This is a genomic window from Dolichospermum circinale AWQC310F, from assembly GCF_000426925.1.
In the GTDB taxonomy this organism is placed as follows: domain Bacteria; phylum Cyanobacteriota; class Cyanobacteriia; order Cyanobacteriales; family Nostocaceae; genus Dolichospermum; species Dolichospermum circinale.
In genome coordinates this window covers 106,056-132,957 of sequence record NZ_KE384705.1, presented here as the reverse complement: position 1 = coordinate 132,957, position 26,902 = coordinate 106,056, and the positions used below count along the sequence as shown (strand labels likewise).

29 protein-coding genes, 1 pseudogene and 1 riboswitch are annotated in these 26,902 nt (G+C 35.7%); of the genes and pseudogenes, 15 read left to right on the top strand and 15 right to left on the bottom strand.

The features are described 5' to 3' along the window. Nucleotides 1-150: 150 nt before the first annotated feature. From ACIR310F_RS0117780 to ACIR310F_RS23000, 4 genes are read right to left on the bottom strand one after another with little or no spacing between them, the layout of a single operon-like run. The gene (locus ACIR310F_RS0117780) at nt 151-504 is read right to left on the bottom strand and encodes a type II toxin-antitoxin system RelE/ParE family toxin (protein WP_035368332.1); all 354 of its coding nucleotides are present in this window, start codon (nt 502-504) and stop codon (nt 151-153) included. Then, nucleotides 497-739 (bottom strand): type II toxin-antitoxin system RelN family antitoxin, encoded by a 243-nt coding sequence (locus ACIR310F_RS0117775; protein WP_028084992.1) that lies wholly within the window; start codon nt 737-739, stop codon nt 497-499. Before ACIR310F_RS0117775 ends, ACIR310F_RS0117780 begins: the two co-directional genes overlap by 8 nt. Nucleotides 740-790: 51 nt before the next feature. Continuing rightward, nucleotides 791-991 carry a hypothetical protein gene (locus tag ACIR310F_RS0117770; RefSeq protein WP_028084991.1) on the bottom strand — a complete coding sequence of 67 codons (201 nt, stop codon included), beginning with the start codon at nt 989-991 and terminating at the stop codon, nt 791-793. Next, on the bottom strand, nt 988-1,431 hold the full coding sequence (locus tag ACIR310F_RS23000) for a hypothetical protein (RefSeq protein WP_028084990.1): 444 nt from the start codon (nt 1,429-1,431) through the stop codon (nt 988-990). Before ACIR310F_RS23000 ends, ACIR310F_RS0117770 begins: the two co-directional genes overlap by 4 nt. Nucleotides 1,432-1,726: 295 nt before the next feature. Further along, nucleotides 1,727-1,922: riboswitch (cyclic di-AMP (ydaO/yuaA leader) on the top strand. Nucleotides 1,923-2,054: 132 nt separating this feature from the next. On the opposite strand from ACIR310F_RS23000, the gene ntrB reads away from it, so the two are divergent. The 3 genes from ntrB to ACIR310F_RS0117750 all read left to right on the top strand — a co-directional run bounded on the left by ntrB (nt 2,055) and on the right by ACIR310F_RS0117750 (nt 5,284). Next, the gene (gene ntrB, locus ACIR310F_RS0117760) at nt 2,055-2,900 is read left to right on the top strand and encodes a nitrate ABC transporter permease (RefSeq protein WP_028084989.1); all 846 of its coding nucleotides are present in this window, start codon (nt 2,055-2,057) and stop codon (nt 2,898-2,900) included. Nucleotides 2,901-2,976: 76 nt separating this feature from the next. Further along, nucleotides 2,977-4,419 (top strand): ABC transporter substrate-binding protein, encoded by a 1,443-nt coding sequence (locus tag ACIR310F_RS0117755; RefSeq protein ID WP_028084988.1) that lies wholly within the window; start codon nt 2,977-2,979, stop codon nt 4,417-4,419. Nucleotides 4,420-4,450: 31 nt separating this feature from the next. Then, nucleotides 4,451-5,284, top strand: coding sequence for an ABC transporter ATP-binding protein (locus ACIR310F_RS0117750; RefSeq protein WP_028084987.1), 834 nt, complete (start codon nt 4,451-4,453; stop codon nt 5,282-5,284). A 116-nt stretch (nt 5,285-5,400) separates the two neighbouring features. Here ACIR310F_RS0117750 and ACIR310F_RS0117745 read toward each other — a convergent pair whose 3' ends face one another. Then, nucleotides 5,401-6,231 carry a hypothetical protein gene (locus ACIR310F_RS0117745; RefSeq protein ID WP_028084986.1) on the bottom strand — a complete coding sequence of 277 codons (831 nt, stop codon included), beginning with the start codon at nt 6,229-6,231 and terminating at the stop codon, nt 5,401-5,403. A 138-nt stretch (nt 6,232-6,369) separates the two neighbouring features. Here ACIR310F_RS0117745 and ACIR310F_RS0117740 point away from each other — a divergent pair, with 138 nt between their 5' ends. The 3 genes from ACIR310F_RS0117740 to ACIR310F_RS0117730 all read left to right on the top strand — a co-directional run bounded on the left by ACIR310F_RS0117740 (nt 6,370) and on the right by ACIR310F_RS0117730 (nt 8,669). Beyond that, nucleotides 6,370-7,017 (top strand): class I SAM-dependent methyltransferase, encoded by a 648-nt coding sequence (locus ACIR310F_RS0117740; protein ID WP_028084985.1) that lies wholly within the window; start codon nt 6,370-6,372, stop codon nt 7,015-7,017. A gap of 120 nt (nt 7,018-7,137) precedes the next feature. Next, nucleotides 7,138-7,647: a hypothetical protein gene (locus ACIR310F_RS0117735; protein WP_028084984.1), complete on the top strand. Its 510-nt coding sequence runs from the start codon at nt 7,138-7,140 to the stop codon at nt 7,645-7,647. Nucleotides 7,648-7,781: 134 nt separating this feature from the next. Next, nucleotides 7,782-8,669 carry a hypothetical protein gene (locus ACIR310F_RS0117730; RefSeq protein ID WP_028084983.1) on the top strand — a complete coding sequence of 296 codons (888 nt, stop codon included), beginning with the start codon at nt 7,782-7,784 and terminating at the stop codon, nt 8,667-8,669. A gap of 84 nt (nt 8,670-8,753) precedes the next feature. On the opposite strand, the gene rpsU is transcribed toward ACIR310F_RS0117730, so the two are convergent. The 4 genes from rpsU to ACIR310F_RS0117710 form a co-directional block, all read right to left on the bottom strand. After that, nucleotides 8,754-8,951: a 30S ribosomal protein S21 gene (gene rpsU / locus ACIR310F_RS0117725; RefSeq protein ID WP_015078697.1), complete on the bottom strand. Its 198-nt coding sequence runs from the start codon at nt 8,949-8,951 to the stop codon at nt 8,754-8,756. 249 nt (nt 8,952-9,200) lie between these two features. Continuing rightward, entirely contained in the window at nt 9,201-9,539 is a 339-nt protein-coding gene (locus ACIR310F_RS0117720) for an RNA recognition motif domain-containing protein (RefSeq protein WP_028084982.1), read from the bottom strand. Nucleotides 9,540-9,728: 189 nt separating this feature from the next. After that, nucleotides 9,729-10,583 (bottom strand): 3'(2'),5'-bisphosphate nucleotidase CysQ family protein, encoded by an 855-nt coding sequence (locus ACIR310F_RS0117715; protein ID WP_028084981.1) that lies wholly within the window; start codon nt 10,581-10,583, stop codon nt 9,729-9,731. 71 nt (nt 10,584-10,654) lie between these two features. Beyond that, nucleotides 10,655-11,527 (bottom strand): sugar kinase, encoded by an 873-nt coding sequence (locus ACIR310F_RS0117710; protein ID WP_028084980.1) that lies wholly within the window; start codon nt 11,525-11,527, stop codon nt 10,655-10,657. Between the two features lie 52 nt (nt 11,528-11,579). Here ACIR310F_RS0117710 and ACIR310F_RS0117705 point away from each other — a divergent pair, with 52 nt between their 5' ends. Then, nucleotides 11,580-12,023 carry a DUF29 domain-containing protein gene (locus ACIR310F_RS0117705; RefSeq protein ID WP_028084979.1) on the top strand — a complete coding sequence of 148 codons (444 nt, stop codon included), beginning with the start codon at nt 11,580-11,582 and terminating at the stop codon, nt 12,021-12,023. Nucleotides 12,024-12,186: 163 nt separating this feature from the next. Next, a complete protein-coding gene (rsmI, locus tag ACIR310F_RS0117700) occupies nt 12,187-13,041 on the top strand; it encodes a 16S rRNA (cytidine(1402)-2'-O)-methyltransferase (RefSeq protein WP_028084978.1) in 855 nt (284 codons plus the stop codon). 68 nt (nt 13,042-13,109) lie between these two features. Here the strand turns inward: rsmI and ACIR310F_RS0117695 are convergent, their stop codons facing one another. Then, nucleotides 13,110-13,715 (bottom strand): TIGR02466 family protein, encoded by a 606-nt coding sequence (locus tag ACIR310F_RS0117695; protein WP_028084977.1) that lies wholly within the window; start codon nt 13,713-13,715, stop codon nt 13,110-13,112. A 362-nt stretch (nt 13,716-14,077) separates the two neighbouring features. Then, nucleotides 14,078-16,105 (bottom strand): NAD(P)/FAD-dependent oxidoreductase, encoded by a 2,028-nt coding sequence (locus ACIR310F_RS0117690; RefSeq protein ID WP_028084976.1) that lies wholly within the window; start codon nt 16,103-16,105, stop codon nt 14,078-14,080. A gap of 161 nt (nt 16,106-16,266) precedes the next feature. Between ACIR310F_RS0117690 and ACIR310F_RS0117685 the strand changes: the two genes are divergently transcribed. After that, nucleotides 16,267-16,500 (top strand): hypothetical protein, encoded by a 234-nt coding sequence (locus tag ACIR310F_RS0117685; protein ID WP_028084975.1) that lies wholly within the window; start codon nt 16,267-16,269, stop codon nt 16,498-16,500. An 87-nt stretch (nt 16,501-16,587) separates the two neighbouring features. Here ACIR310F_RS0117685 and ACIR310F_RS0117680 read toward each other — a convergent pair whose 3' ends face one another. The 3 genes from ACIR310F_RS0117680 to ACIR310F_RS0117670 form a co-directional block, all read right to left on the bottom strand. Continuing rightward, nucleotides 16,588-17,937: a TldD/PmbA family protein gene (locus tag ACIR310F_RS0117680; protein WP_028084974.1), complete on the bottom strand. Its 1,350-nt coding sequence runs from the start codon at nt 17,935-17,937 to the stop codon at nt 16,588-16,590. Between the two features lie 3 nt (nt 17,938-17,940). Continuing rightward, on the bottom strand, nt 17,941-18,684 hold the full coding sequence (locus ACIR310F_RS0117675) for a Uma2 family endonuclease (protein WP_028084973.1): 744 nt from the start codon (nt 18,682-18,684) through the stop codon (nt 17,941-17,943). Nucleotides 18,685-18,787: 103 nt separating this feature from the next. Beyond that, entirely contained in the window at nt 18,788-20,224 is a 1,437-nt protein-coding gene (locus ACIR310F_RS0117670) for a TldD/PmbA family protein (protein ID WP_028084972.1), read from the bottom strand. Between the two features lie 275 nt (nt 20,225-20,499). Between ACIR310F_RS0117670 and ACIR310F_RS0117665 the strand changes: the two genes are divergently transcribed. The 6 genes from ACIR310F_RS0117665 to ACIR310F_RS0117640 all read left to right on the top strand — a co-directional run bounded on the left by ACIR310F_RS0117665 (nt 20,500) and on the right by ACIR310F_RS0117640 (nt 25,727). Next, entirely contained in the window at nt 20,500-20,817 is a 318-nt protein-coding gene (locus ACIR310F_RS0117665) for a hypothetical protein (protein ID WP_028084971.1), read from the top strand. Beyond that, a complete protein-coding gene (locus ACIR310F_RS0117660; RefSeq protein WP_028084970.1) occupies nt 20,814-21,185 on the top strand; it encodes a hypothetical protein in 372 nt (123 codons plus the stop codon). The genes ACIR310F_RS0117665 and ACIR310F_RS0117660 overlap by 4 nt, the downstream gene beginning before the upstream one ends. 214 nt (nt 21,186-21,399) lie before the next feature. After that, nucleotides 21,400-22,602 (top strand): restriction endonuclease, encoded by a 1,203-nt coding sequence (locus tag ACIR310F_RS0117655; RefSeq protein WP_231387595.1) that lies wholly within the window; start codon nt 21,400-21,402, stop codon nt 22,600-22,602. Between the two features lie 55 nt (nt 22,603-22,657). Beyond that, a complete protein-coding gene (locus tag ACIR310F_RS22995) occupies nt 22,658-24,931 on the top strand; it encodes a hypothetical protein (protein ID WP_051289728.1) in 2,274 nt (757 codons plus the stop codon). Between the two features lie 104 nt (nt 24,932-25,035). Beyond that, nucleotides 25,036-25,305 carry a DUF2281 domain-containing protein gene (locus tag ACIR310F_RS0117645; protein ID WP_028084968.1) on the top strand — a complete coding sequence of 90 codons (270 nt, stop codon included), beginning with the start codon at nt 25,036-25,038 and terminating at the stop codon, nt 25,303-25,305. After that, nucleotides 25,302-25,727, top strand: coding sequence for a type II toxin-antitoxin system VapC family toxin (locus tag ACIR310F_RS0117640; RefSeq protein ID WP_028084967.1), 426 nt, complete (start codon nt 25,302-25,304; stop codon nt 25,725-25,727). The genes ACIR310F_RS0117645 and ACIR310F_RS0117640 overlap by 4 nt, the downstream gene beginning before the upstream one ends. 272 nt (nt 25,728-25,999) lie before the next feature. Here ACIR310F_RS0117640 and ACIR310F_RS27630 read toward each other — a convergent pair. Next, nucleotides 26,000-26,797: pseudogene (locus ACIR310F_RS27630) on the bottom strand (glycine oxidase ThiO); the annotation flags it as partial. Nucleotides 26,798-26,902: the final 105 nt, after the last annotated feature.

Genomic DNA, 26,902 nt, shown 5'->3' with positions numbered 1-26,902 from the left:
AGCACCAAATTTTTTCACAGGGTCTATCACCTCAAACCCTTTCCCTATCTTGGTTTCACTTCGCTTGTCGCCCCCTGAAGTTTTGAGTAGCTTGGGTTGAGGTAACGAAACCCAACATTTATTATATTTCTCTTGTGTTTATCATCAAAATCATTCCATAACCTGTTCTATAATCTCTTGAATAACTGCAACAGCAATATCCTCTTGATCAGATTTAGAATAAACTGTTAATAAAATAATATTCGTGGCACTTTTTAGGTAATAAATAAGTCTATATCCACCACTTTTACCCTTTTGAATATTACTATTTTTAACCCTAACCTTATAAACCTGATATTTTTCTCCTAAACCTATAAAACGATCACCAATAATTTCACCTTTCTGTAACTGTAAAATAACGGGTTCAATATCATCACGAATTTTTCGATATCGTTTTGATAATTTATGCAGTTGTTTTTCAAATTCAGGAGAAAATTGAATTGAGATAGGATTTATGTTATTCATTCTCAATTCTCTCCCATAATTCAGAAATAGGCCTAGTTTTTCCAGATTTTACTTCTTCAAAAGCTCTAGTTAAACTCTCTTTGATTTCCTGAATTGGAGTATCATCAACATCAATATCATCTGCTTCTGGTAGGAGAATAATTACCTTAACAGTATTAAAATTATCAACTTCTAAAGGATAATCTAAGGTTAATTGTCCCTGTTGAATTTTTCCAGTAACTTCTAAGGCTTTCATAGTTTCTAGCTGCTTTTTGTTTAACTAATTTTGATGAAGAAAATATTTCTATTACATTTTATCATAGTCCTTCTTTATTTGGTACAGATTACGTTTTTCTTCTCTTTTTATTGCTACTAATGTTTCCATTAAACAAATACTAGGAATGACAAATTGTAAATTATTTGAAGAATCATAAACAAAATCTTCTAATTCTTTGTTTCTTCCTTTGGCAATTGCCATAATTGAATTAGTTTCTAAATAAATAATCATAATAATTCTAACTCCTCTGTCATACCATCAAACAAAAGAGTAAATAAGCCAATTTCCTTGATTTCCTCAATGTAAGGAGGGGTTTCACTTTTCCAATGATAAGCTAAATCTCTTAACCATGATTGAGTTAAAGTTATTAAAGTAGATTGATAGATGATTCCTTCGATGCTTTTTGGATTATAATGTTCTAAAACCTTTTTCGTGTCCAATCTTGCTACTTCTGTAAAAGTCGGACTCTTAAAGATTCTCACGACATTAGAATTAACAAACATTAAAAAAGGAATATGCTGGTATTGTTCCATTTTTAAGATATTAAGATCCGGGGAAGAATACATGGCGGAAAATCTCACATCTATCATTAAAATAGATTTATCATCCTTATCTTTAGCAGTAATTGCTGGTTGAAAATCAATTACAGTTGGAGGTTGTATTTTTAGCATGGTATTTTACCTCTTAATTAGAGTTTATATTTTTTTATTATAAATCAAATTCTTATGATCTTATTTGAATTTTGATGACATCGAATTATCACAAAAAACATCTCATTATATATGATATATCGTTTACCGGTCTAATGAAGTACACACCTACAGCACGTCCCAATGTTATGAGGTACAAGAACCCCACCCCCAAACCCTCCCCGCAAGTGATAAATTCAGTGGTTAAGTAACTAATATTTATGATTAATACTGATGTTATCACTAGATATCAATGTTATAGTCGTGATATTAATTTCAAGTAAGTCAGCCTAGTCCAGTAAATGACAACAGTAGCACTGGAACGGAGGAACCAGATTGTGGGGCGTATTTTTGTCTTGATGAGTTGATTAATTTGCGCTTTCTAGTTCAAAATCATTCTAAAATCAAGTAGAAAAGGGTATCTCTCAACCCTAGCTCGTCAGCTAACTTCGTAGGCATTGAGAAAAGACTGAAGAGACAGAATCATAATCATTAATTATAATTAAATTAATTATAATGTTGTTCTGATCTCATCAGTGTCCAAGGTTGGTACTATCTAATTTAATTTCCTTGTACCCACGCTTAACTCTGCTGAGGTAAAATAAATGATATTGCAACTAAATTTAGCAGCCATTATAGCAGTTGCTAGTCAAACTGTGTGGAGAAAGGCCAAACCGATAATTTTTCAAGACACTTTATTATTCCCAGCCTTAGGCTGTTTGGGAATTATTTTGTTGTGGTGGGTGGTAGCATTAGCTAATCATGAATTAATGCCTACACCACCAGAAGCTTTAATTGCTAATTGGGACTATATTTTACATCCATTTTATGAAAGAGGTCCAGGTGATTTAGGAGTTGGTTGGTTATTATTAGCCAGTTTACGCCGGGTAATATTAGGATTTGGTTTGGGGGCATTAGTGGCCATTCCTTTGGGTTTTTTAATCGGAATGTCTAGACCGGCAATGCTGGCTTTTAATCCCATTATTCAGATTTTTAAACCAGTATCTCCATTGGCTTGGTTGCCCATTTCTTTATCTCTTTTTAATTTAGCAGATCCTTCCGCTATTTTTGTCATTTTCATTACGTCGCTATGGCCAACAATTATTAATACTGCTTTGGGAGTTTCTAGCGTCCCCAAAGATTATTTAGATGTAGCCCAAGTCCTAGAAATGCACCGCTGGCGACAAATTACTAAGATCATTTTACCTGCTAGTTTACCTTATATTTTTACTGGTTTGCGAATTAGTTTAGGCATTGCTTGGCTAGTAATTGTAGCTGTAGAAATGCTCACCGGAGGTATAGGAATTGGATTTTTTGTTTGGGACGAATGGAGTCGTTTAAATCTGAGTTCTGTGTTTTTAGCAGTGTTTATAATTGGTTTAACTGGGTTGATTTTGGATTATGCTGTGGGCAAAATTCAAGAGTTAGTTACTCACCGTCCAGGAGGTTAATGATTTTTGATCACGCAGAGGCGCTCCAGGCGCAGAGAGGTTTAAGAGAATTTTTTAACTATTAATAATTAATATTATGAGTGAAAGTCATTTAAATCGTCGAGAGTTTATTAAAGGAATGGGTGCGACAACTGCGGGAATTATATTATCTTCCTGTGCTGTTTCTGGAGATAGGTCTGCTAACGGACTAACAGAGGAAGCTTTAGCGGTGACACCAGTAGTTAGACCCCAAGATTTAGAGAAACCTAATATTACGGTTGGTTATGTCCCTGTTAATGATTGTGCGCCATTTGCGATCGCTTGGAAAAAAGGATTTTTCCGTAAATATGGCTTAAATGTCACACTCAACCGGGAAGCTAGTTGGGCTACCTCCCGCGACGGTTTGATTTTTGGTCGTCTTGACGCTTCCCCTGTTGTCTCCGGTGCTGTCACTAATGCTAGAATTGGTGCGGAAGGTGCCCGTCATGCTCCTCTATGTGCTGCAATGACTATCCACCGACATGGTAACGCTATGACCATGAATAAGGAAATGTGGGACTATGGTATCCGTCCTTGGTACGAATATCAACAAAAATACGCTGAGGGGGCTTTAGAAGCCTTTGGAAGGGACTTTCGCGGCTATTTTGATCAACAACCCCCAGAAAAGAAAATCTGGGCTGTAGTCCTTAGTTCTGCTATTTATGAATATTTCGCTCGTTATCTTTCCGCTGCTGCGGGTGTTGATCCTCTTAAAGAATTTCGGGTGATCATTGTTCCTCCACCACAAATGGTGACAAATATGAGAATTGGCGCCATGCAAGCCTATATGGTGGCTGAACCTTGGAATACTAGAGCAATTACGGATAATGAAGGTATTGGTTTTACTTTTGCCCAAGGTAAGGAAATATGGCACGGACACCCAGACAGACTATTAGGAGTAATGGAATCTTTTATTATTAATTACCCTAAAACTTACCGTTCTTTAGTAAAAGCCATGATAGAAGCTTGTCAATATTGTAGCCGACCTGAAAATCGTCAACAAATAGCTGAATTACTCACAGAACGTGCTTTTACTGGTGCAAAACCCAAAAAATCAGGTGTTCCTATTACTAAGTTTACCGCACCGGGAATTATTGGCAATTACAATTATGGTGGTTTTGATGGTCAAGACCGCACTATCAAAGCAGATGATACCACAATCTTTTATGATCTTCCTAACACTATTCCCCACGAAATAGGAGAACATTCAACATTTTTATGGCGTTCTCGCAGTCTTTGGTTAATGACTCAAGCAGCCCGTTGGGGACAAATTAAAGCAATTCCTAAAAACGCCGAACAAGTAGCCGCAAAAGGTTGGAGAACAGATTTATATCGGGAAATAGCCACAGAAATGGGTATTCAATGTCCCGCAAATGATTATAAGGTTGAACCTCCAGAAGCATTTATAGATAAAAAAGGATTTGATCCTAGTGATCCTGTAGGATATCTTCATAGTTTTGATATCCGCGCTAATGCTCCCGCTCGATTTTTTATGTCTTAAAAAAAGTTAATTATATCAAGGGTGATTAATCATGGCGTATCCAATTTTAACAGATAATAATACCACAGAAAGACAACGAAACGGATTTTTAGAAATTGAGAACTTGGTTAAATCTTATCCCACCCCAGATAAAGGCAAATTTGTCGTCTTAAATAATATTAATTTAACTATTGGTGAAGATGAATATATTTCTGTAATTGGTCATTCTGGCTGCGGTAAATCGACATTATTAAAAATAATTGGCGGTTTTGAAAAAGCTACTTCTGGTTCTGTGCGTTTAGAAGGAAAAGAGATTCGTAAACCAGGAGCAGAGAGAATGATGGTATTTCAAAATTACTCATTATTACCCTGGTTAACTGTCCGCGAAAATATCCGTTTAGCTGTAGATGAAGTATTAAAAAATGCCAATCGCGCCGAAAAAATTAGCATTGTCAATGAACACTTGGCTATGGTAAACTTGACAGCAGCAGCCGATAAATATCCTGATGAAATTTCTGGAGGTATGAAACAAAGAGTAGGTATTGCTAGAGCTTTAGCAATTCGTCCCAAAATGTTATTAATGGATGAACCTTTTGGTGCTTTAGATGCTTTAACTCGTGGTAAATTACAACGTCAAGTATTAGATATTTGGGAACATCATCGTCAAGCAGTTATGATGATTACCCATGATGTGGACGAAGCAATTTATATGTCAGATAGGATCATTTTAATGACTAATGGACCATCTGCAAACATTGGAGAAATTTTAACAGTTCCTTTTGCACATCCTAGAGATAGAATGGCCATGCGGAACTCAACGGAATATTTTGAACTCCGCAACCACGCTCTTAATTTTCTTGACCAAAATTTTACCCCAGAAGAGTAATAATTGGCGTTGCTGATTTCAGGAGAAAAACACAATTCATACCGCTATTATGCAACAACTAATAATCAATTAACATTGAATAATTCAGTAAAAATAAACTGGGGTGTTTTTTTTGATTATCTATCAGGTATAGCTTTCAAACCTGTAACTTTCAAAACCTCAGTTTTACCTTTTCTGACTGTCAAAGTAGAATCAGCATTACCATTTTCAGTAATGGGTTGTTCTAAAATGTAAGTGTAATTTCCACCTTTCCAAACTGTACGACATACACCGTCTCGACAAACAACTTTACCTCCTGTTAAACTCACACATTTACCATTAGCATTACATCCTTGATAACTTACATTTCCTGTACCATTCACCCCATTCCAAGAGTTGCTATTACTAATAGCAATTTTCCATTTCCCATTACTCAAGGTGTATGAATCTTTTTGGGAAACTTTATTCACAACTTCCATTTTAGTAATGATTGATTGTTTACGAGTTTTTCCACAGGGTTCTGCACTCTGACAATCATTAACTGATTCTACTTTGTAAGTAACGCGGACTTTTTTATTCAAAAACTTCTTCTCGTCACAAATTTCAAAACTCGCGCCAACATTGTGTTGTATTCCTTTATTATCTACTAAGGTGACATAACACATTAAATCACCATTGACTATTTCTTTTACTCTTCCCTCCTTTGGTTGTTGATTTGCACCTTTTTTAGTATTCTTATTTTTGTCTAGGTTTTTACCTACAGGTTCTTTCTTCTGTTCTGTTTCTGATTGTAGAGAATATGCTTGTTTATTCTGTCGTTGAGTTGCTACTAATAGAGTAATTTTCGTTTGATTTTGTGTTACAGTGGCAGCAGCCTCTTCTTTAAATGTATCCTTTAGTCCACTAGCGCAAGCTATCAAAGATACACAGCTAAGAATTACAGCAATTGGGGAAATTGATTTTTTCATTGTGAAATTGCACTATTTGAGAATATTTATGTATTTTAACATACTCCTAATTATGCTTTGCTTTGATATTGATCTAAAATTTTTATATGTCAATTAAGACACTAGTCAAAATTATCCAATCTATCAAATAAGAAATTTATGCTACTGCAACCAAATCAACGAATTAAATTAGATGACTCAGATGATCAGTTATTCTATAGTTACCCCCGCTTTGTCACTCATGTAGATGAGGGTTTTATTCAGCAATTAACGGATTTATATCGTCAGCGAATCCCAGCTAATACGCGGATTCTTGATATGATGAGTAGTTGGGTATCCCATTTACCCACAGATAGAGATTTTGCTCATGTAGAAGGCCATGGACTCAATGCTGAGGAATTAGCCCGAAATCCTCAATTAAATCATTATTTTGTCCAAAATCTCAACATAAATCCTCAGTTACCTTGCTTGGATCAAGAGTTCGATGCTGTTATTAACTGTGTTTCTGTGCAGTATCTTCAATACCCAGAGGCTGTATGTTCCGAAATACACCGGATTCTTAAACCTGGTGGGATAGCAATTATTAGTTTTTCTAACCGGATGTTTTTTCAAAAAGCTATTCAAGTTTGGCGAGACGGTTCGGAAGCTTTTAGGGTAGAATTGGTCAAGGGTTACTTTAGGTCAGTACCAGGATTCTCAACCCCAGAAGTAATTTGCTCAAAGTCAACAACGCCAAATTTTTTACAGTGGTTGGGAGTACCCGGAGGAGATCCTTTTTATGCGGTGATAGCTCATCGTTTAATCTAGTGTATCATTCAAAAGTATCAAAATTGTTGTGATTCCCAATACATTCAATAATTATTTAAAAGTAAATTTTCTGGTTTAATGGTTGATAACACAAGCCTAACTATCAAGGAGAAGCCAAAAATGGTAACAAATCGTGGACGGAGAGTTTTAGCTGCTATATTACTATCATTTGTCTTGCTGACTACAGCTTGTTCCCCAAAAGCACCTAGTCGTTTTGATCAGGTACAACAAGAAAGTACCCGACAAAAAAGCGGACAGGCTGTAGTTAAAAATGCGACTCAAGGTAGCAAATTAAATCAGTTTTTCCCTGGTAGTAGTGATGGTTATGATCGAGTTTATACCCAGGAGAAAAAAGGCTTTTCGGAGGCCAACCTGAAAAAAGATGGTAAAGTAGTTGCTCAACTCGCTATTTCTGATACCAGCAGTATACCGGGAGCAGCAGCAAAATTTGCTAACAGCACTGAGAAAATAGGCGGTTATCCCTCTATACAACTGGGAAAAACTCAAACTTCGGTTTTGGTGAATAAGTACCAAGTCAAGGTTATTTCTAAAGATCCATTATTCACAGCTAATGATCGCGCAATATGGATAGAGAAGTTTAATCTTGATGGTTTAGCTAATTTGAAATAGGTAGCTAACTAATATTCCCGGTTATCTAGTTTAGCTTAGTGATTAGTAATTGGTAATTAAGAAAATTTTTGGCTATTTCCCAACTAGCAATTGACGTGAATACAAAACCATGAATACAAAATAAGGAGATTTTTGTGAGTAAACCAATTTTCCAATTAGTTGATGAACTTCCTACCAATAATTTGACAGTTTCTCTATTAAATGCTTTGGATTTCGTTGCTCCTGGTGAATGGCAAAATACGGTTGGTTTTGTGAATACCATTAAAACTGTTACCGGTGAAACAGACGAGGCTTTAATTCAACAAATTGGTGAAAGAGCAATTTATCTATTTAACGACAAATCCCAAGGATATCAAACCGCGCTCTGGCTGTATCAAACTGTTGACGGTACAGATAAGGTTTTAGGTGCAGCCGCTCTAGCTAATAAAATCGGGGAAAAAATTCCTCTTTTCGGTTTTTTAAATTCTATTACTCCCAAAGCAGACAAAGCCCAAACTATTGATCTGACCTTAAAAATAGTTGCTGAATTAGTGGCTTTTTGTCAAATTAATGGCATTCCTGGAGATAGTATTAGCGATTTTGTTGCTTCTTTAGGTGAGTATGGTGGAGAGTCCCTGATTCGCATGGTGGCATTGATTTGTGTTGATGGTTTAATACCCTTAGGACCTGATTTCATTGACAAATCATTATCAATGCTCAGTCGAATGAACCCCCAAGAGTTACAACAAAATTCAACTTTTAGCACCATCCAAGATAAAATTCCTGGTAATGGTATTGGTGAGAAAATAGACTTTATTGGTAATAGTGTAGATTCGGTTAAGGGCTGGATGAATGGTATTGTTACTGCTAATGCTTTAACAGCCCAAAGTGTATTACACCATTGCCAAGGTTTTATAGACTTTGCTGATGATAAATTAGACTATGTAGCAGCGTTTTTAGATGTGGCTACAAATTACTATGAACACACAGGAACACAAACCTTAGCTCGCCGTTTAATTGAACGAGCAGTAGCGGAAATCTAGCAGTTAATTGCACAAAAAAATAACTTAGTGGGATCATCCTCAATCCTAGCAAGGGTTTGGGATGATCTCAATGGGACTAAAAATTTACCGTTTGAAGCGAGAACGTTGTTGACGACGTTGCTTGTGTCTAGCTATAGCTTTACGCTTTTCTTTTTCTAAAGGTGTTTCAAAGTGACGCTTTTTCCGCATATCTTGGAAAATTCCTGCCTTGGAAACTTCCCGTTTAAATCTTCGCAATGCTGACTCAATACCTTCATTTTCACCTAAAACTACTTGTGTCATTCCCATTCCTCCTAATTCTAAATTAAATGCTTGACAGCCAGAATTGACATACTCCACATTCATCAAAAAGAATGTGGGCTTCTCAGCTACTCTTTTTTGAAGATGTTAACTGAGCCTTAGGACTGTGTGTTCCACAGTTCTTTAATTAATCAAACTAAAATAAAACATTCCAGCAGCATTGAGCCTGGGGCTGTATCTGCTGGATACTCTAGATGTTAATTTTTTTTTAAACAGATTTACTAGCGACGATTACCGCTGACGATTACCGCTACCGCTACGATCACGATCTCCACCGCCACTGCGATTACTCCAACTTCCGCCGCCACCGTTACGAGAGCCTCTGTCTTCCTTGGGTTTAGCTTTGTTGACTTTTAAATCACGACCCATCCATTCAGCACCATCAAGTGCTTCAATGGCTGCCGTTTCTTCTGCTTCTTTTGCCATCTCCACAAAGGCGAAACCCCGTGGACGACCAGTTTCCCGGTCTGTAGGTACTTGCACACGGCCAACTGTTCCGTAATCCGCAAAAGCCCGTCTCAGGTCATCCTCTGTCACCTGATAGGACAAATTACCAACGTAAATCGTCATAGAATAGAGTCTCCCAAATCAGAGAGTGTAGAGAGTTAGATTCGGAGAGACGTATTTAAAAAATCTTAAACCGACTTACTCAACCGAAAATAATCCTTATTTCCCCAAGTATAGCACTACATGAGAATATTAACCCAGAATGGGCAAAATTTCCCGAGAGAATTTATAGCATTGTTAATCAACACTGCCTTAGGTTGAAGTAAACTGTGCGAGAATGTTTTGTGCTTCTTGACACAGTACCTCGTGATTTTGATAATTACTCGCCAGTAACTCTCCCCATTGATGAATGTCGCCGGTATTATATTTTAATGGCGTGCAGTCAAAATGGGTGAACTTGCCACCTGCTTCCGTGAGAATTAGTTCGGGGGCAGCCATATCCCAGTCTTTGGGTGCGGACTTACCGGAAAGGGAAATGTAAACATCTGCTTGCTGTTCAACTATTGCTGCAATTTTGCAACCGACGCTACCAATTGCTTTTTGGTTTTGACAGGGCAGATGCTGTAACAGATATTCTAACCTATTGTTGCGATGGGAACGACTAACAACTAAAATTAGATCTTGAATATTTTTGGTTGCGTCCAGCCGCACGGGTACAGAACCGCTGGCAGTTTCTATAAAAGTCCCACCGCCTCTAGTGGCATAATACAACTTTTGTGTTTCTGGAACTGCTACCACAGCTAACATTGTCTGTGTTCCTTGGACTAGGGCAATATGAATTGCATATTCTCCAGTTTTGTTAATAAAGTCCTTTGTCCCATCTAAAGGGTCAATAATCCATACCCACTCAGAGGGATTTTTTCCCTGTTGTGATTTATAAGTTTCTTCGCTGATATAACCAAAGTCCTCATGACCTAAAGCGGCTTGTAATTGTGACAAGATATATTCACTTACAGCCAGGTCTGCAACTGTAACGGGTTCATTGTCCTTATACTTGACATCTAAATTGGCTTTTTCACCAGTACCATGATAATAACTACTAAGTAAACTGGCAGCACCCCAGCCTACTTGTCGGGTAATTGTTAATATTTCTGATAGATCTTTCATTTGTAGATAAATTTGGGTGTGATTACACAATTAAACAGCAAAAAGACACAAATAAGGTTTTTAATTCAGCATTAAATATTTGCATTTAGCCAATTCCTTGTACCAAAATATTGACAAGCTTTAGCAGCAGTATTAGCAGCTAGTTCTAATGCTTGGACAAAACTATTTTCTAGGATGTAGTGACAGAAAGCACCATGAAAAATATCTCCTGCCCCTAGTGTATCTACTGGCTGAATTTTTGGTACATTGACTGAATCACGGACACCATTAGTTAGGTATTGTATGGGGTTTTCTCCTTGAGTAATGGCAATATGAGGAATGTTAAATTTTTGTAAATAGTTAAAAACATCTTGTTGATTTTGACAGTGAGGAGGATAAAAATTAGCAGAACAAATAGCATAGTCTACAAAAGGTAATATTTCTGCAAATCCTGGTTTCCAACTACCACCATCAATGACAATGGGAATATTCTGAATTTTAGCATTTTGGGCGATAATTTTACTAATGTCCATTTGATGCCCGTCAATTAGAACAATATCAATATTTTCTAAATTTTCTAAAATGCTGGCTGGGATAGAGTTAATATTTGCCTGAGTTTTCATGGCATTAATAGAAATTACCGCTCTTTCACCTGTACCTTGGGTGACAATAATAGAAGATACGGGTGGTGGTGTGTCCTTGTGAGATTCTAAGTCAATAATGGCAACTTGGCAATTTTCTAAATCCCTAGAAATTAGCTGTGTGATCTGGTGAGAACCCAATACACCTAATACTGTAGCTTGGTTGCCTAAATGACTGAAAGTGACAGCGGCGTTTGTTGCAGGTCCTCCTGCTGCTACAGTATAATCAGTAGCGACTAACTTTTGATTATTTTGGAGAGGAGAGTCCGCGAGATAAATTAGATCTAAGGTAATTAAACCGACAAATAAGGCAGATTTAATCATTGGTCAATTTCTGAACTATTAAGTAAATTATAAGTAGATTATAGGAGAATTTATGAATTTAACTAGCCATGATCATGATTTTTATGCTTGGACTCAAGAACAAGCACAACTATTAAGAAAGGGACAATTTAATCAAATTGATTTTCGTAATATTGCTGAAGAAATTGAAGATATGGGACGTTCGGAAAAACGAGAATTAGAAAGTAGATTAGAACTACTACTTATGCACTTACTTAAATGGCAGTTTCAATCTAACTTGCGTTCTCGCAGTTGGCAATTAACTATTAAGGAACAACGTTTACGTTTAGAAAAACTTTTGGCAGAAAATCCTAGTCTTAAATCTTTTTTAGCTGATTCTTTAGAAAAAATCTACCAACTGGCTATGATTAGTGCAGAACGAGAAACTGGACTATCTTCGTTTCCCGAAAGTTGTCCTTATAGTTTAACAGAAATTTTTACATCTGAATTTTTACCTGACGATATCATGTATAGTTAAAGATGTATTATACCATTTACCACTCTACCAAATTACAGCCTGGTCTGCGTTTACCTGCTTTTATCTGCGGTTAATTCTCTATTGAGGTTTTATCATTTGGTAAGGTAAATAAAATTAATCAACCTAGAAATTTTTTAATCTATTGAATTAGTGTGAAATTGATATGCAAACTGAACCAAAACCAGGAACACTTTATATTGTGGCTACACCCATTGGCAATCTAGAAGATATGACTTTTAGGGCAGTGCGAATTTTACAAGCAGTAGATATGATTGCAGCAGAAGATACAAGACATACAGGAAAATTATTGCAACATTTTCAAGTGAGAACTCCCCAAATCAGTTATTATGAACATAATAGTAATAGTCGCATTCCTGAATTACTAGAGTATTTGCAATATGGGAAAGCGATCGCATTAGTAAGTGATGCGGGAATGCCAGGAATTTCTGACCCCGGATATGAGTTAATTAAGGCTTGTATTGATAATAATATTACTGTTGTCCCTATTCCTGGTGCAAGTGCTGTAATTACGGCTTTAAGTGCGGCTGGATTACCAACTGATAGATTTATTTTTGATGGGTTTTTGCCGGCTAAAAGTCAAAAAAGAAAGGAATATTTAACATCTTTACAAGGGGAATCTCGAACTTTAGTTTTTTATGAATCACCCCACAGATTACGAGAGACTTTAGCAGATTTGGCAGAGATTTTAGGCAGCGATCGCTATGCAGTTATAGCACGAGAACTGACTAAATTATATGAAGAATTTTGGCGAGGGACTATTGGAGAAGGAATTGCTAATTATCAAGAAAAAGAACCCCAAGGGGAATATACTCTTTTAGTAGCAGGAACTCCATCTAATAAACCTCAACTCACAGAAGCCGAATTAAAAAATGAGTTATTATCAATGCTCAAACAAGGTATTTCTCGTTCTCAAGCTAGTCGAGAGATAGCCAAGGATACAGGTTTACCTCGTCGCTATCTCTATCAACTAGCTTTGACAATTGAAATGAATTTGTAAAAATGAATTTGTAAATCTGTAATCAGCCCATAATTGGGCTAAATTTTAGAAGACCTGAATTGAGCGTTTTATTTTCTGATAGGTACAATGCCAATATTAAAACTAATACAAACTCGATCTTCGTTGCTCATATTCATTTCTACACCATGTAAAAGCCAACTGGGAAATATTAACATTGTCCCTACACAGGCTTTGTAGGTTATTCTCGGTAGAGTCCATAAGTTAAGCTCTAGAGATGGTGGTATAATCATCTGTGATCCTGGTCGAGGATCGCAAAAAAATATGCCGCCACAATTTTCAGGAGCTTGCAAATAGTAAACCCCACTTAAAATGGAATTAGGGTGATTATGTACAGAATTAGCAGCAAATTTACGATTAATAATTCCCCAACAAGTTGTAATTTTGAGGCTAAATTTTTCTAAATCCCATTGTAGAAATGTGGCAACTTCTAAAACATTTTTATTGATAATTTGTGTGAAGTTGTGAAAGGATTCTCGTTGGTGTAAATCATCTACACTATGCCATCCTAGCATATTTGACCATTGCTCACCTTTACTATCTTGCTGTTGTTCTGTATAGATAGTTTGTAATAAGACAGGATTTAATTGTTGATGATTTTCTACTGGAAAGTGCCAAATAGATGTGGGAAACCAATCATTTCTAGAACCAGACATAATTTTGATTTTTGACTTATTTTTGATATATTTTTTTACTTAGGTCTTGCTGATAGCGTAGCGTGGCGTTAGCCATATAAACCTAAAACCATTTATTAACAAACGGTTTCGCGGATTTTTACCACAAAAAAGTGCAAGATATTGGCTAATGGTGTCTCAAAATGAATTGCATTTTTCTTTGTCGGATTTGGAAAATTGAGGATATCCAGACAGTTAAAACTGTTCCCTGTTCCCTGTTCCCTGTTCCCTCACAGACAACTTATTCAGCAGGCCCTACTTATATAGAAGATAAGTATCATGGAACTAAGGATTTTAGGAGTGTGAGGACTCCAAAATCCCCAATTATTTGATAATAGCTAAAACTAGCGCAATGCTGGTGGTAATCGTGGTCTACCTGTGGAAATTGCATAGTTAATGACTAACAGTTGCAACCATAATCCAGGAAAACGAGTTTCTAACCAAGATTGACTCCATTTTAAAAACTGTGGTAACCATGCTCCCAAAATAACACTAATTAAAGCATGACGGGCAAAGTTGAAATAATTGCCAAGCCAACGCAATAAATCCTGCCAACCTGCTAGTTGCCAAATCCACAATAGCAATGGTGGATTTTTGCTCGCTGCTTTCAATGCTAGACGGTTAAAGGTAAACCAATCACAGCGATCTTTAATGAAATTATCTGCCACTTCTGGGGTTTCATCTACTAATAATCCAAAGAAAGTATTCAACATGGAATTTATCAGTTGGGGAGGGATAAATTTCCCAGTGGGAACCATCATTCCCTTAGAAAATAACCACATTACAGCCACATTACTTTGATAAGCACGAATTTTATTTAAGTAATCAGAACTCAATAAATCATGCTTGAGAGCGGTATTTAATAGGGTGGTCAATCGTTCTAAATTACGAACTAAAGAACCAAAACCAGTAAACACTAGAGGAGATTGAAGAGAAGCAGCATCACCAATAGCAATTAATCTATCTACAGCAATTTTGCGATCGCTACTACTTGTACTAAAATGTCCTGGTATATAGCCAAAAGTCGGTTTTTTCCAAACCAATTTATCTAAATCACAACGCCGATATTCTGGCAAAATTGTGAAAAAGTCCTCATACATTTCCAACAAAGAACCCGGATTTTTGGCATTTACTTCATGATAGTGAAATAGATAAATTGTGAGTTCTTTCTCAGATCCAGGAAACAACTCCCAAATTAATTGTCTTCCGCGAGAAATGTCCCCATGACTATAAAGAACATCCCCATATTCAGAATCCCATACTCCAGGTTCAAAGCCGTTTTCAATTACTGCTCCCACGGTAGGACACACACTATCAAAGGCTCTACCACCATTTAATTGCCAAGCAATGGGTGAAGCGGTTCCCATGGCATCTATCAATAAACGTCCAGTGACTTGGTTTTGATTGCCGGTGGGCAAATGCTTGACATTAATACTTACTTGTGTAACACTAATATCAACTCGCAAAAACTCGGTTTCGTCGGAAATATCGCCACCAGCAGCTTTAAGTTTTTCTCCACATAATGCCAATAACTTTTCTGAATCTAAAGCTATATTTAGAACGGTGGGCGTGTGGAGGACAGGTGCTTTTAACTTAGAGGGGTTATTAGCATCAAAAAACTTATTAAACCCGTCTTTATACTCTCTAGAAATAATTGTTTCTAGTTCAGCATTTGTTAACAAACCCAAATTGATTAAACTTTGGATTTCATCACGGGAAATATTCCATTCTCGGTTCATTCTCCCAAAGGGTAATCGTTCCACTAACAGCACCTTATAGCCCAATTTAGCCATGACTGCTGCATGAATTGACCCCAAAGCCCCACCAATGTAAATGATGTCATATTCAGGACTAGTTTTCTCTTTTTCCTGGCTGTTTCCTTGATAAAATACGACTTGACGGGGCTTTTGAGGATTTTTCACCCCTTCTCTCCACTGTTGCTCCCACCAGTAAACCCGCTGGAGGTGATATTCCCCATTAGTCATTTTTTGGAAATATTTGACAGTTAGGGGATAATATGGTTCTAGCTGTGAAAAAATTGACTTTTGGGCATCAATCACAGGTGGTTCTGGATAGCAGTTGGGAAAGCGGTTTCTAATTTCCTGGGTGAGATGTTTGAGAATGAGTCTCTCACGGGGAAAGGGTTGTTCTCCCCAACGGAATACTTTCAAATAAGTCGTCCGCTGTACCGACCAAACAAATACAGACAGTTCTACGTCTCTAGAAGCGGTATTTTGAATCGCTATTTTTACACGAAAGCCGTTTGGGGTGATGTATTTTTCCCCATGTTCTAGAATAAAATCTCTTTGTAGCCACTGAAGTACGGATATTGTATCAGGGGTAGGAATTTCTAAATAAAGAAGTTCTTGCATTTTGTCCTCGTATTCCTCGTAAATCTACTCACCTAGACAGAGTTAAAAAAGGCAGAAACTAGGTTAAACTCTGCCCTAATTAGTTTCATAAAGATTCCATGAAGAATTTTAATGATTAATCAAGTTTATTGTTCATATTGTAAATTTTGTAAACATAAGCCATGAATTATCCTATCCCAGACAGTCCCCAAGAAATTTCTGCACTGAGAAAACAGCCAGTTGATGAAGAATTAGTAGCTGCGGTAATCGCTGGTGTAGTTAAAGTTGTTCGTTCTCAGGGTCAGTCTTTAGACCAATTAACCGCTCAGGTGTTGGAAGATGACCCGATGTTAGATCAACAACAAAGACGCTGGTTAAGTAAGTTGGTTGCCCAAGCATGGGAGAATTTTCCCTAAGAGGATCAATACAATTAAACTGGCGGTTAGAAACCGCATCTACACATACAAAACCCACCTGAGTGGGTTTAGAACCCTTATCATAAACTATAAGGTATATGTGAAATTTTCCACTAACATACCAGGAACTAAACTACCTCCTAATTGCCGATTTTCGTAAGTTCCGACTTCGGGAATAAATTCTTGGAAGTTGGTGAAATCAACTAAATTTTCTGCTCCCCAAAAACGATAGAGACTTTCATCAAAGCGGAGATTAGCAATGGGGGCAATTATTTCGCCATTTTCTACCCAAAAGCAAGCATAACGAGTCATACCTGTAATTCTGCCAGATGGGCGATCGCTCCAATTCAAATAATGTAAATTAGAAACATATAATCCTGTATCTAAACTGGGTAAAATCTGCTCAAAACTCAAATTACCGGGGCTGATTTCTGGAGAACGTAAAGTTTCTGAACTATTCGCACCATTAGCTGGTTTATTGTATTCCTTTGCTGTGCGAGAATTAACTAAACTATTAATTAAAATACCTTTTTCAATTAAAGTTAATTCTGGTGCAGCCATTTCTCCCAAATTATTAAAGCGAGGAACTAAACCACTTTGAAAATTTTCTTTTAAAGTGAATTTTGGGGAAAGTTGTTTTTCTTGACGGGATAAAGCAGCTAAAGCACTATTACCTTGTTGAATATCAGCTTCACTGATAGCACCCCAGGAAAGCATACCTAATAAATCGGCCACCGCAGCGGGAGCAAAATAGGTTTTGTATTGTCCTTTTGGTAATTCTTTAACTGGACGAGATAGGATTTCTAATTGCTGTTTCCCATCATTTATTTTAGCCAAATAAGCAGATTGATTCCATTCACTACTAGCAAAAGTTCCCTTTACAGCTTGTCTTGATGCCATAAATAAGGAATAATTTAAATTAAATGAATCAGTTGTAAACCAGTGTTTTTGTCGAGTAGAATCACCATAACCTCTGATGACAATTCCTCCCGCATACATACCAGTAAAATCTAAATTATTCACAGTTTCCAAAATCCTGGGAACTAATATTTCTGGAGTTAATAATTTACCAACATTAACCTCTCGACTGGTATTATTTCCTGATGGTAAGACCAAATAAGGATCAATTGGTAATAATGGTAATTCATCACGTAATTCTTGTAAAGCTGTATCAGCTAATTCCCAATCTATTTCCCAATTATTTGTCCAGGGAAACTGACGAAAACTACTACGTTGATTAGCCATTAATGTCAATTGAATCGAACCATCATCAACATAGCCTGTCTGTCTAACTTTAGCAGAATTAAACCGGGTAAATTGACTGCTTTCGCTGCTAAGTCTGATGGTAAAATGTTCATGCTCGGCTTTTTTAATCAGTAGAGTTTCCAGAAGTTGATTAAAGGTTTTTTCTAAAGTTGATAATTCTTCAAGTTTCATGGTTTAAATTGTATCTGGATCAATATTTAATTCTCGCAATTTTGCTGCTAAACGTTCGGCTCTTCTAGCTTCCCATTCTGCTCTTTGGGATTCTTTTTCGGCTCTTTGGGCTTGTATTGCTGTTTTTCTAGTTTCTTCTTGGGCGGTTTCTTCTGGTGTAGGGACTAACTCTCCTGCTGGGGTAAAATACCTTAACAGACCTTGGTTAATTCCTAAGTATAAACCTAACTGCTCACTCCATAAATGTCCTTTTTCATTGGGTTCTAAAGGTTGATATTTTCCATTTGTTAAATAAAAACCTGCAAATTCTAATGTATAAGGGTCAAACCAAAAATAATCTGGGGTGCGGAAAGTATTTTGATAAATTTCTTTTTTATATTCTTTATCAGTATTGGCTGTACTGGGTGAAAGAATTTCTAAAATGAAATTAGGATATTTACCATCTTCTTCCCAAACTACCCAACTTTTACGGGTTTTGCGTTCAGTTTCTAGGACAACAAAGAAATCAGGACCGCGGAAATATTCTGATTTTTTTTGGTTAGGACTATAGTAAATAGTCAAATTTCCCGCAGCATAGAAATCATATCTATCTTTCCATAACCATTTGAGACATTTGATTAAGAGCATAATTTGCTCTAGATGTAGTTCTGTTTCCACGGTCGGTTCATCACTATATAAATCACTTGGGGGAAATATTACATCTGCGGAGATGTCTTGTTGTGATTCTAATTCTTGAGCAATGATCATATTGATATAGCATCAAGTAGTTACTTTTTTATTGTAGCAATTAATTAAACTTTTGCCAATACTCCAGGGAATATTTAAGAGAGATAGGACAAAATATAATTCATTAACCACCACCAAAAACCTCCACATTTGCAAATGCACAAACTGGTGAACCATGGCCTACAAAAATCATTTGATTTGGTTCTCCTTTACCGCAATGAGGCGCTCCATAAATTTGCCAATTGCTATTATCTCCAACTTGAATTAAACTATGCCAAAATTCTGGAGTAGTGGCACGATAGTTAGGATTTCGCAGGGTTTTTGTCAATTTACCGTTTTCAATTAATTTTGCATATTCGCAACCAAATTGAAATTTATAACGTTGATCATCTATTGACCAAGAACGGTTAGATTCCATGTAAATACCATGTTCTATGCCGGCGATAATTTCCTCAAAGGTGGCGTTTCCTGGTTCTAAATTCAGGTTAGCCATTCTATCTATAGGAGGACGATTCCAGGAACAAGCCCGCGCACAAGCAACACCTGGTAAATTAGCTCTGGTTTGACTTTCTAAACTGCCTAAACCTCTTTGCAAAATCCCATTTTTAATGATATATTCTTTGGTGGCTATTGCACCAGTATCATCAAAACCATAACTGGCAAATTCACCTGTTACTGTAGGATCAAAGGTAATATTCAGCAAAGGTGAACCATATTCTAATTTACCAAAATCATCTTTGGTAACAAAGCTACCCCCAGCATAGTTGCGTTCATCTCCTAAAATGCGATCAATTTCTAAAGGATGTCCGATACTTTCATGAATTTGTAGCATCATTTGGTCTGGTGCTAAAACTAAGTTAGTCCGGGTATTTGGACATTCTGCTGCTGTTAATAATTCTAAGGCTTCTTCTCCAACTTTTTGCACTTGAGTCCATAAGTTATCTTCTTGGAAGAGTTCCCAACCTCCTTGATAATAGTTGGCTTCTTGTCCATTGTTAGTGCGTTGTTGGACGATTTCTCCATCTTGGGCTATGGCGCTAAAATGATTTCCCAACGTGAGAATTTTTTGATATATTTCTGAACCGTTGCTACTGACAAACCAGGTTTCTTTTTGATGTGTACTGGTTCTGGCTGTTGTTTGCACGATTTTATCGTTAATTTTTAGTCCCTGACAAATCCTAATTAGTAAATTATTTATTTCTCCAGGACTAATAGTATTAAATGGTTCTAAATATGGTGATTGATATTCACCAACTACTTGAGGACGGATATTTTCACTAATTGGATATATCCACCATTTTCTAGCTGCTAATGCTTGTTTATAGGCGATTTTGGCAGCATTTTGTAAACTAGAAATATTTAAGGAATTAGTAGCAGCATAACCTAAACAGCCATCAACCATCACTTCTATCATTGCTCCCATATTCAATGATTTACCATTGCTTTGAGGTAAACCATCACGCACATAATGGTGTGCAGAAGTTGTTTTAACGGCTCTAATTCCTACCCAATCGGCTGGTATATTCAAATTAGCGATCGCTTTTGTTAATTCGGTCCACATAATTGCAATTAAAAGTTAAGTAGGTTAACGTTAAAAATTGTCGTTATAGCACTAGGTAAGAGGTAAGGGTGAAGAAGTTTTCAGTGGTTTTACTTTTCTTGACACAGTTTGATTTGATTGTGTTGACCTACTTAAATTACACTAGCCAAATGACACAAAACAAAAAATTATCATCTAGATTTTTTGTTATTATACCGTACTGATGCAAATCGCACTATTAATATAGTCGTTTTTTAGGTTAAAATAGACAATACACTTTAATCAGGTGATTAATCATGACAAAATCTACACCGCAAAGGGTTGTCCGTCGTGGTCGAGTATTTCCCGAAATTCAGTGGACCCAAGAACAAAAAGCTCAGGAAAAAGCCAGAAGACAGGCTTTTTCTGATCGTTGTTGGGTAATTTTTGAGCGGTTAAAACCGGAAATACTTGATAAATACTATGGTTGGTATATTGCTATTGAACCTGATAGCGGGGATTATTTTATTGATCAGGATCAAGAGGTAGCTAGTAAAATGGCGAGAGAAAAGTATCCTCATGTTATTCATCATATTTATGGCATTAATGAAACGGGAGTTAGTGGCAGAATATGATTGAGGGTAGATTTGGAGATAAAGGTCAAATTTATTTGGAAATTGATTTAATTGATGGAGATAATTTCAGTTTTCCTGTAGAAACAATGTTAGACACAGGATTTACTGAATATTTAGCCATGAATAAACAAGATGTACAAAGTCTTGATTGGCCTTTTTTAAGACAAAATAAATTAAGAACTGCTCAAGGAGAAACTGATTTTGATGTTTATTTGGGTAGGGTAATAATAGATGGTCAAGAGTGGGAAATTCCTGTATTTGCTGGAGATGAAATTCAGGAAATTTTACTGGGTTCTCGATGGTTGAAGTTGTTTGTTTTAGTTGCTAATTATGGTGAAGATAGGGTAAGTTTAGAGTTAAATAAATGAATTTTAAATAATATTTAATAATATTTGTTTAGATCGAAAAAATATCAGTAATTTAAAAACATACCTCTTTACAGACAAATTCGATACCCAGTGTTATCCTGATTAATGTCTTGGTGTAGTTATTTTTGATGTATAAAGATATGTAAAGAAGTTAGTAATTTTTCAAAATACTTAGTATAATCAAAATTTAGCTAAACTTTTATAGATCAATCAAATGAGTCAATTTACTCGACCCAAGCTTGCTAATGGAAAGCAACCTGATCAGAATCCTCAATCTTTACAAAAGCAAGGTAATGATAAAACTATGACAAGTCCAATTCAAAAAATATTTTTCGGTTGTCCTGGTACTGGTAAAAGCTACCAAATTTCTAATGATGATCTTGGTGGAGTTGTTAAAGAAGAGTTAGGAATTGATAAAGATGTTCATGCTGAGAATCTTATTAAAACAGTTTTTCATCCCGAATACACCTATGGCGATTTTATGGGAAAATTAATGCCACAGACTAATAAAGATGGAAATGTTTATTATCAATTTTATGAAGGTCATTTTCTAAAAGCACTAGGACAAGCATACAAAAACATTATAGATGCAAAGGAAGGAGAACTACCTCAAAATGTTGCCTTGGTAATTGATGAAATTAATCGAGGTAATTCTTCAGCAATTTTTGGTACAGTTTTTCAACTTTTAGATCGATTAGATCAACCTAAAAATGGTATTGAGAAAGGTTGGTCAGCTTATGGAATTAATATTTCTGATTTAGAATTTAGAAAACTTGTAGAACTAATGGGGTTTACAAATGAAACAGTTGATTCCAATAAAGATATTGTGTATAAATATCAAGATAAAGGAAGTCTTCAAGAACTAGTCCAATTTCCTGATATTTTTAATAAAATCCATATTAAAGTCCACAAAAGTAAAGCAGTTGGTAGTTCAATTCGTATTCCTCCCAATCTTTCCATATTTGGAACAATGAATACTTCTGATAATTCTATCTACTTTATGGATAACGCTTTTAAAAGACGTTGGGAATGGGAATATGTAGATTGGAGTCAAGATGATGATAAAAAATTAGATACTGTCATTTTAGAAGGCTATGGAAATGGTAATTTAAAATGGAAAGATTTAGTTAAACAATTCAACGACTTTATTAAAGATAACCATAATTCTGTCAGAAGTGGAAGAATAGAAGATATGCAGATAGGTTATCGTTTTATAAACACAGGTAAAGTTACAGAAGATCAGATAAAAAATAAACTGATGTTTTTTATTTGGGATAGTGTTTTTAATCGAGACAAAAATCCACTTCGAGAACTGTTAGGATTTGACAAGAATGATAAACAATTGGTAACTTTTGGAGATTTTATTAAATCTCATAAAGAATTTGTTGAAAAACTTTTAGACTATAAACCAAAATGATCTAATTGATAATCATCATAATTTCCTCTCTATTCAATAATGTTGTTGATGTATTATGTGGGACTTTTCAAAACTCAATCTTAAAATAACTTCAGACTTTGTAGGTATTAAATCTGAACCTGAAGGATATGCTTTTTATTTACCAAAAGGTCTTGATGATTTTATTGCTAAATATCAAAATGAAACTAATTCTGAGGATAGTAGTAAATTTAACAAAGTGCGTGATTTTTTCTTTTTAATGTATCGAACATTAAGAAAATTTGATCGTGATAATGAAAATAATTCCAGAGTTACCAGAAAAGATGCTAAAAATGAGAAAAATCAAGATCAACCAACTTTGAGTACAGGTGGTATTAGCTTAGAATATGAAGAAGAAAGTGAGTGTATTTTATACAGTAAACTTTCTATGATTGAACGCATATTAGAAGCTTATGATGATTTAGCTATTAATTCTATTGAAAAGAAAGTTAGACGTAGTGAAGAAATAGACCATTCTAAAATATATAAATATTTAGATCGAGCTATTTATCTAGATAATGGAGCAATTTATATTGATGTCATGGACTTACCACGTCCGATGATAAGTTATGAAAGTACCGATATAGTTAATCTTTATTGTTTTATCCTGAATGAAATTATTCAACAATTACAGGAAGATGTACCTGATCATGTTTATGGTAGAAGTCAAGATATTCAATTTCTTTCCCAACGATTTAGAGATAATTATTTAACTATTAATCACTCTCTTTTTGCTCAAGATACTTTTGAGGAAACTATTACATTTTGTAAAGAAGCTCTTGATAATATAGATAGAAATACTCATTATAAAGATGCTGATTACTGGGGACTTTATGAAGCGATTGAGATTTTTTTATATGGAGGATTAAACCCAGATTTAGATGATGGTGATTTTTGGGGAATACAAGGAGAACAAGGTTTTGATAAAGTTTGGGAAGATATGTGTCAAACTTATTTCTTTAAGAAAAACTTTAAGCGAGATAAGAATGATTTTGATAATATCTGTTTTGCAGATACTGATATTCCAATAGACGGTTATAAAAATGATAGAAGTAAAAACCCTCAATTTTATAGAGCAGCAACAGAAGAAAATAGAGTTGGTTGGTGGGGTTGGGGTAAAGATACAGAATTGGACAAATCTGGTAATCAGTGGTTATATCAAAAAGGATATCCAGAAGTCAACCATCTCAATACTGGTGAGGGATTATCTTGGAGAGAGGTATTCTGTATTGAATGGCATTTAAAAATTAGAACCTTTCCTAACTTACAATATCAAAGAAATAAATCTGATAGTAGTGAATTCTTACGCCGTTATCCAACACCTGATCTAATTTTAAGAGAAAAAAGCAACGGTTCTGAATACTTCAAAATTATTGACTTCAAAAATATTGATTTCAACAAGTATGAATATTATAGAAATAAATCTTTAGAAGAATTAGAAAAGACGGATTCAGGTCATAGCTATAAAGTAGCTTTAGAAAAACAACTTGGTTACGAATTAGCATTACAATTAGCTTTACAGCGAAAGTTTCCTAATATTCTGATACAAAACCAATTTTTTATTCCTTTTTATTTTACTGACAAAACGGAATATGATCAAAATTCTTTGGGAAATATAGAATCTAGATTTAATATTAGAGGTATTAAAATATTTAAAGGAGATTTTGAGGTAATACAAAAGGTATATTTAGGAATTATTGAAGCATCAGATGTTTTAGTCCGTTCGGAAAATTATTCTCAGCAAATTCGTCATAGTAACCCTTCGAGAAAACAGACAGAAATTGTTTTGCTAGAAAATCAAACCTTAAAAAGTGATTATGTTCCTTTAATTTCCTTTCAAAATGAGAAGCAAAGGAAAAGTGCTACACGTTATATTATTGAACAAGTTGAAAAATTCTTTGAAGAAATAAAAAAAGAAATAGAAGTAAATATTCCTAATCTTGTAGAATCTTACTTTCCCTATTCAGAAAGTATTATTCATCAAGAATTTAACACAATTTATGAAGAATTTAAGACAGTAAAAATAGATTATTTTTATGATAATTTATTTTATGATTTAGGTGAAAAAGAAGAAGATAGAGATCAAAATGGAAAGTTAAAAATGAAAACCAAATGGTGTATTACTTTTGATATTAACTCTACTCCTATTAAAGTTCCTAATCTGACAATACCGAACTCTGATTTACCTCGTAAATATGGAACTATAGATATTGTTGGTACTCCAATTCTTTACTATATTTATTTTACACTTCCAGAAATATTAGATTCCATTATGCCAAAAAAAACCATTTTATCAAGAAGAAGAAACTAAGTTAAAAACCATTCCTAAATTGATCTCAAAAATGGAGAAGAAAATAAAAATTAATGCTGATGTCATTTATAATAGAATTATAGCCTAGTAGTAGAGGTGAAACAATGACCATTGAACAAGCAGTTTTAGAAAACCTGCGAGAGTTACCAACCGATAAACAACAGGAAGTTTTAGATTTTATTCAATTTCTTAAACATAAACTGTCACAAATAAAAGAACAAGTACAGGAAAAACCATTACAGAATAAAGGAGATAGCTTTTGGGAAGGGGTTTTAAGGTTTCGAGAAACAATTGAAAGAGAAGGAATTGAATTTACAGATGAAGATTTTGCTAATTTAAGAGATCGTAGTCCAGGACGCGAGATTGATTTATGACAGTTCGCTTTTTACTAGACTCTAATATTATCTCAGAACCGAGTCGGCCAATTCCCAATACTCAGGTTTTAGATCAATTAAATCGCTATCGTTCAGAAGTAGCAGTAGCAAGTCTTGTTGTTCATGAAATCCTTTATGGCTGTTGGCGTTTACCAGCATCTAAACGCAAGGATTCTTTATGGAAATACATTAAAGATTCTGTGTTAGATTTGCCTGTGTTTGATTATGATCTCAAAGCTGCAAAATGGCACGCACAGGAAAGAGCTAGATTATCAAAAATTGGTAAAACACCTGCTTTTATTGATGGACAAATTGCGAGTATTGCGTTCTGTAATGACTTGATTTTAGTAACAAACAATATGGCAGATTTTCAGGATTTTGAGGATCTGATAATTGAGAATTGGTTTATTACAGTTGATTAGATTGAGGTAAATTACAGCAGTTTCCGATATTATGAAGTACAGATATTAATAATAAAACTCTTGTGGTGCGGGCATACTATGGCTAACGCCACGCTACGCGAACGGCAAGTGTTACAGTGAGCTTGTCGAACTGCTCAGTACAAGTCTTGCCCGCACAAGGTGTACCTCACTCAAAGCTACTTGCTGTATGATAGAAGGAGACAATATTTGCCATTGAAATTAGACAGGGATTCCGACTTCTGGAAGAAGCCGGGGATCTAAGTACAACAAAACTAACCTGTAATCGTTCCCGTTACAGGTGAACTCGCACTAGCATACTCTTTAATGGGCATTCTACCGGACAAATAAGCTATGCGACCCGCCACAGTTGCTAAATTCATCGCATAAGCCATGGCTGGAGCATTTTCAGCCAAAGCGATCGCACTATTAATTAATAACGCATCTGCCCCCAATTCCATCGCCTCAGCGGCTTGTGAAGGCGCACCAATACCCGCATCTACCACCACTGGTATTTTAGCATTTTCAATAATAATCCGAATATTGGCGGTAGTTTTCAGCCCTTGTCCAGAACCAATGGGCGCAGCTAAAGGCATCACAGTGGCACAGCCAACCTCTTCTAACCGCTTTGCTAACATAGGGTCAGCATTAATATAAGGTAATACAGCGAAACCTTCTTTTACCAATTGTTCTGCCGCTTGTAAAGTACCTATAGGATCTGGAAGTAAATATTTAGGATCAGGTATAACTTCTAACTTGACAAAATTATTATCCTCTTGTCCCAATAATTTCGCCATTTCTCGTCCCAAGCGTGCCACCCGAATGGCCTCCTCCGCAGTTTGACAGCCAGCAGTATTAGGTAACATCCAAATCTTACTCCAATCTAGCGCCTCTCCTAAACCTTCATGTCCTGGTGCATTAGTTTGTACCCGTCGCACGGCCACCGTTACAATTTGACAACCACTGTTCTCGACACTTTGCTGCATTTCCCGGATACTGCGATATTTACCAGTTCCCGTCATTAACCGAGAACTAAAGCTTTTACCGGCAATAATTAATGGTGAATCTTGAATATTTAGATCTGATAGTCTGGGAGGCGTATATATGTCACAAAATGATTTATTTTCTAGCTTGTTTACACTATTAATATTAGTATTAGTGACAGTAGAATTAATGTC

Excerpts from the sequence above, each read along its gene's own strand:
- ACIR310F_RS0117685 (WP_028084975.1), top strand. The coding sequence starts at position 16,267 with ATGAATTATCCTATCCCAGACAGTCCCCAAGAAATTTCTGCACTGAGA.
- ACIR310F_RS0117740 (WP_028084985.1), top strand. The coding sequence starts at position 6,370 with ATGCTACTGCAACCAAATCAACGAATTAAATTAGATGACTCAGATGAT.
- ACIR310F_RS0117675 (WP_028084973.1), bottom strand. The coding sequence starts at position 18,684 with ATGATCATTGCTCAAGAATTAGAATCACAACAAGACATCTCCGCAGAT.
- ACIR310F_RS0117645 (WP_028084968.1), top strand. The coding sequence starts at position 25,036 with ATGACCATTGAACAAGCAGTTTTAGAAAACCTGCGAGAGTTACCAACC.
- ACIR310F_RS0117720 (WP_028084982.1), bottom strand. The coding sequence starts at position 9,539 with ATGACGATTTACGTTGGTAATTTGTCCTATCAGGTGACAGAGGATGAC.
- rsmI (WP_028084978.1), top strand. The coding sequence starts at position 12,187 with ATGCAAACTGAACCAAAACCAGGAACACTTTATATTGTGGCTACACCC.
- ntrB (WP_028084989.1), top strand. The coding sequence starts at position 2,055 with ATGATATTGCAACTAAATTTAGCAGCCATTATAGCAGTTGCTAGTCAA.
- ACIR310F_RS23000 (WP_028084990.1), bottom strand. The coding sequence starts at position 1,431 with ATGCTAAAAATACAACCTCCAACTGTAATTGATTTTCAACCAGCAATT.
- ACIR310F_RS0117640 (WP_028084967.1), top strand. The coding sequence starts at position 25,302 with ATGACAGTTCGCTTTTTACTAGACTCTAATATTATCTCAGAACCGAGT.
- ACIR310F_RS22995 (WP_051289728.1), top strand. The coding sequence starts at position 22,658 with ATGTGGGACTTTTCAAAACTCAATCTTAAAATAACTTCAGACTTTGTA.
- ACIR310F_RS0117665 (WP_028084971.1), top strand. The coding sequence starts at position 20,500 with ATGACAAAATCTACACCGCAAAGGGTTGTCCGTCGTGGTCGAGTATTT.
- ACIR310F_RS0117745 (WP_028084986.1), bottom strand. The coding sequence starts at position 6,231 with ATGAAAAAATCAATTTCCCCAATTGCTGTAATTCTTAGCTGTGTATCT.
- ACIR310F_RS0117750 (WP_028084987.1), top strand. The coding sequence starts at position 4,451 with ATGGCGTATCCAATTTTAACAGATAATAATACCACAGAAAGACAACGA.
- ACIR310F_RS0117710 (WP_028084980.1), bottom strand. The coding sequence starts at position 11,527 with ATGATTAAATCTGCCTTATTTGTCGGTTTAATTACCTTAGATCTAATT.
- ACIR310F_RS0117715 (WP_028084981.1), bottom strand. The coding sequence starts at position 10,583 with ATGAAAGATCTATCAGAAATATTAACAATTACCCGACAAGTAGGCTGG.
- ACIR310F_RS0117680 (WP_028084974.1), bottom strand. The coding sequence starts at position 17,937 with ATGAAACTTGAAGAATTATCAACTTTAGAAAAAACCTTTAATCAACTT.
- ACIR310F_RS0117660 (WP_028084970.1), top strand. The coding sequence starts at position 20,814 with ATGATTGAGGGTAGATTTGGAGATAAAGGTCAAATTTATTTGGAAATT.
- rpsU (WP_015078697.1), bottom strand. The coding sequence starts at position 8,951 with ATGACACAAGTAGTTTTAGGTGAAAATGAAGGTATTGAGTCAGCATTG.
- ACIR310F_RS0117735 (WP_028084984.1), top strand. The coding sequence starts at position 7,138 with ATGGTAACAAATCGTGGACGGAGAGTTTTAGCTGCTATATTACTATCA.
- ACIR310F_RS0117775 (WP_028084992.1), bottom strand. The coding sequence starts at position 739 with ATGAAAGCCTTAGAAGTTACTGGAAAAATTCAACAGGGACAATTAACC.
- ACIR310F_RS0117705 (WP_028084979.1), top strand. The coding sequence starts at position 11,580 with ATGAATTTAACTAGCCATGATCATGATTTTTATGCTTGGACTCAAGAA.
- ACIR310F_RS0117670 (WP_028084972.1), bottom strand. The coding sequence starts at position 20,224 with ATGTGGACCGAATTAACAAAAGCGATCGCTAATTTGAATATACCAGCC.
- ACIR310F_RS0117690 (WP_028084976.1), bottom strand. The coding sequence starts at position 16,105 with ATGCAAGAACTTCTTTATTTAGAAATTCCTACCCCTGATACAATATCC.
- ACIR310F_RS0117755 (WP_028084988.1), top strand. The coding sequence starts at position 2,977 with ATGAGTGAAAGTCATTTAAATCGTCGAGAGTTTATTAAAGGAATGGGT.
- ACIR310F_RS0117695 (WP_028084977.1), bottom strand. The coding sequence starts at position 13,715 with ATGTCTGGTTCTAGAAATGATTGGTTTCCCACATCTATTTGGCACTTT.
- ACIR310F_RS0117780 (WP_035368332.1), bottom strand. The coding sequence starts at position 504 with ATGAATAACATAAATCCTATCTCAATTCAATTTTCTCCTGAATTTGAA.
- ACIR310F_RS0117770 (WP_028084991.1), bottom strand. The coding sequence starts at position 991 with ATGATTATTTATTTAGAAACTAATTCAATTATGGCAATTGCCAAAGGA.
- ACIR310F_RS0117655 (WP_231387595.1), top strand. The coding sequence starts at position 21,400 with ATGAGTCAATTTACTCGACCCAAGCTTGCTAATGGAAAGCAACCTGAT.